The following is a 3,578-nucleotide window of genomic DNA, read 5'->3' as shown; positions in this document are numbered from 1 at the left end:
TTAGGCGCTTGACGATGACCTACTCTCACATGGGGAAACCCCACACTACCATCGGCGAAGAGTCGTTTCACTGCTGAGTTCGGGATGGGATCAGGTGGTTCCAACTCTCTATGGTCGTCAAGCAATTCTTTCGGGGCCTCGCGGTTCGCGCGCGGCTCCAGATTCGGTATGTGATAGTTGTATCGGTAGTGGTTTGCGGTTCGCCGAATTTTCGGTTTGTCGACTTCACCTTCAACACCGTCTGCTGTGCAGCAGATTGTTTGGGTGTTATATGGTCAAGCCTCACGGGCAATTAGTACAGGTTAGCTCAACGCCTCACAACGCTTACACACCCTGCCTATCAACGTCGTAGTCTTCGACGGCCCTTCAGGGGACTCAAGGTCCCAGTGAGATCTCATCTTGAGGCAAGTTTCCCGCTTAGATGCTTTCAGCGGTTATCTCTTCCGAACATAGCTACCCGGCAATGCCACTGGCGTGACAACCGGAACACCAGAGGTTCGTCCACTCCGGTCCTCTCGTACTAGGAGCAGCCCCTCTCAAATCTCAAACGTCCACGGCAGATAGGGACCGAACTGTCTCACGACGTTCTAAACCCAGCTCGCGTACCACTTTAAATGGCGAACAGCCATACCCTTGGGACCGGCTTCAGCCCCAGGATGTGATGAGCCGACATCGAGGTGCCAAACACCGCCGTCGATATGAACTCTTGGGCGGTATCAGCCTGTTATCCCCGGAGTACCTTTTATCCGTTGAGCGATGGCCCTTCCATACAGAACCACCGGATCACTAAGACCTACTTTCGTACCTGCTCGACGTGTCTGTCTCGCAGTCAAGCGCGCTTTTGCCTTTATACTCTACGACCGATTTCCGACCGGTCTGAGCGCACCTTCGTACTCCTCCGTTACTCTTTAGGAGGAGACCGCCCCAGTCAAACTGCCCACCATACACTGTCCTCGATCCGGATAACGGACCCGAGTTAGAACCTCAAAGTTGCCAGGGTGGTATTTCAAGGATGGCTCCACGCGAACTGGCGTCCACGCTTCATAGCCTCCCACCTATCCTACACAAACAAATTCAAAGTCCAGTGCAAAGCTACAGTAAAGGTTCACGGGGTCTTTCCGTCTAGCCGCGGATACACTGCATCTTCACAGCGATTTCAATTTCACTGAGTCTCGGGTGGAGACAGCGCCGCCATCGTTACGCCATTCGTGCAGGTCGGAACTTACCCGACAAGGAATTTCGCTACCTTAGGACCGTTATAGTTACGGCCGCCGTTTACCGGGGCTTCGATCAAGAGCTTCGCTTGCGCTAACCCCATCAATTAACCTTCCGGCACCGGGCAGGCGTCACACCCTATACGTCCACTTTCGTGTTTGCAGAGTGCTGTGTTTTTAATAAACAGTCGCAGCGGCCTGGTATCTTCGACCGGCATGAGCTTACGCAGTAAATGCTTCACCCTCACCGGCGCACCTTCTCCCGAAGTTACGGTGCCATTTTGCCTAGTTCCTTCACCCGAGTTCTCTCAAGCGCCTTGGTATTCTCTACCCAACCACCTGTGTCGGTTTGGGGTACGGTTCCTAGTTACCTGAAGCTTAGAAGCTTTTCCTGGAAGCATGGCATCAACCACTTCGCGTTCTAAAAGAACACTCGTCATCAGCTCTCGACCTTGAATTCCCGGATTTGCCTAAGAATTCGGTCTACCACCTTAAACACGGACAACCAACGCCGTGCTGGCCTAGCCTTCTCCGTCCCTCCATCGCAGTAACTAGAAGTACAGGAATATTAACCTGTTTCCCATCGACTACGCTCTTCAGCCTCGCCTTAGGGACCGACTAACCCTGCGTCGATTAACGTTGCGCAGGAACCCTTGGTCTTTCGGCGTGGGTGTTTTTCACACCCATTGTCGTTACTCATGTCAGCATTCGCACTTCTGATACCTCCAGCAAGCTTCTCAACTCACCTTCACAGGCTTACAGAACGCTCCTCTACCGCGTCACTTACGTGACACCCGTAGCTTCGGTGTATGGTTTGAGCCCCGTTACATCTTCCGCGCAGGCCGACTCGACTAGTGAGCTATTACGCTTTCTTTAAAGGATGGCTGCTTCTAAGCCAACCTCCTAGCTGTCTAAGCCTTCCCACATCGTTTCCCACTTAACCATAACTTTGGGACCTTAGCTGACGGTCTGGGTTGTTTCCCTTTTCACGACGGACGTTAGCACCCGCCGTGTGTCTCCCATGCTCGGCACTTGTAGGTATTCGGAGTTTGCATCGGGTTGGTAAGTCGGGATGACCCCCTAGCCGAAACAGTGCTCTACCCCCTACAGTGATACATGAGGCGCTACCTAAATAGCTTTCGAGGAGAACCAGCTATCTCCGAGCTTGATTAGCCTTTCACTCCGATCCACAGGTCATCCGCTAACTTTTCAACGGTAGTCGGTTCGGTCCTCCAGTCAGTGTTACCTAACCTTCAACCTGCCCATGGATAGATCGCCCGGTTTCGGGTCTATACCCAGCGACTAAAGCGCCCTATTAAGACTCGCTTTCGCTACGCCTCCCCTATTCGGTTAAGCTCGCCACTGAATATAAGTCGCTGACCCATTATACAAAAGGTACGCAGTCACCCAACAAAGTGGGCTCCCACTGCTTGTACGCATACGGTTTCAGGTTCTATTTCACTCCCCTCTCCGGGGTTCTTTTCGCCTTTCCCTCACGGTACTGGTTCACTATCGGTCAGTCAGTAGTATTTAGCCTTGGAGGATGGTCCCCCCATATTCAGACAAAGTTTCTCGTGCTCCGTCCTACTCGATTTCACGCCAAGGATGTTTTCGTGTACGGGGCTATCACCCACTACGGCGGCACTTTCCAGAGCCTTTCACTAACATCCAAGACGCTTAAGGGCTAATCCCCGTTCGCTCGCCACTACTAAGGGAATCTCGGTTGATTTCTGTTCCTCCGGGTACTTAGATGTTTCAGTTCCCCGGGTTCGCCTCTTGCACCTATGTATTCAGTACAAGATACCCAGCTTATGCTGGGTGGGTTTCCCCATTCAGAGATCTCCGGATCAAAGGTTATTTGCCACCTCCCCGAAGCTTATCGCAGGCTATCACGTCTTTCATCGCCTCTGACTGCCAAGGCATCCACCGTATGCGCTTCTTCACTTGACCATATAACCCCAAGCAATCTGGTCATATGTCTCGAACGTGAAGACGACATTCGCCGAAAATTCGCGCTTGAACTCGCAAATTTTACCTTGACTTGAATAATCACCAGTGAAAGAGATTATTCAGTCTACTTCTATCACATACCAAATTTTTAAAGAACGATTCTGGTAAAGACCAGAAATCAACATTTCACACCAGGGTGTAAATGTTCATTTCTGAACTCTAACGAGTGGTGGAGCCAAGGAGGATCGAACTCCTGACCTCCTGCGTGCAAGGCAGGCGCTCTCCCAGCTGAGCTATGGCCCCAATATTCTTGAAGCCTGCGCCCCATGAACATTGGTGGGTCTGGGCAGATTCGAACTGCCGACCTCACCCTTATCAGGGGTGCGCTCTAACCAACTGAGCTACAGACCCAAT

Annotated in this window: 2 tRNA genes and 2 rRNA genes; all 4 read right to left on the bottom strand. The window is 51.9% G+C overall.

Annotated elements, in window-relative coordinates:
- Positions 1–6 precede the first annotated feature (6 nt).
- Positions 7–122, bottom strand: a 5S ribosomal RNA gene (gene rrf, locus H9642_RS18140).
- Between the two features lie 149 nt (positions 123–271).
- Positions 272–3,164, bottom strand: a 23S ribosomal RNA gene (locus H9642_RS18135).
- A gap of 227 nt (positions 3,165–3,391) precedes the next feature.
- Positions 3,392–3,467 (bottom strand) — tRNA-Ala (locus H9642_RS18130).
- Between the two features lie 31 nt (positions 3,468–3,498).
- Positions 3,499–3,575 (bottom strand) — tRNA-Ile (locus tag H9642_RS18125).
- Positions 3,576–3,578 lie beyond the last annotated feature (3 nt).

Source organism: Serpens gallinarum (assembly GCF_014836765.1).
In the GTDB taxonomy this organism is placed as follows: domain Bacteria; phylum Pseudomonadota; class Gammaproteobacteria; order Pseudomonadales; family Pseudomonadaceae; genus Serpens; species Serpens gallinarum.
Note: the sequence above shows the minus strand (reverse complement) of the source record. Positions and strands in the feature narration are given on the sequence as shown.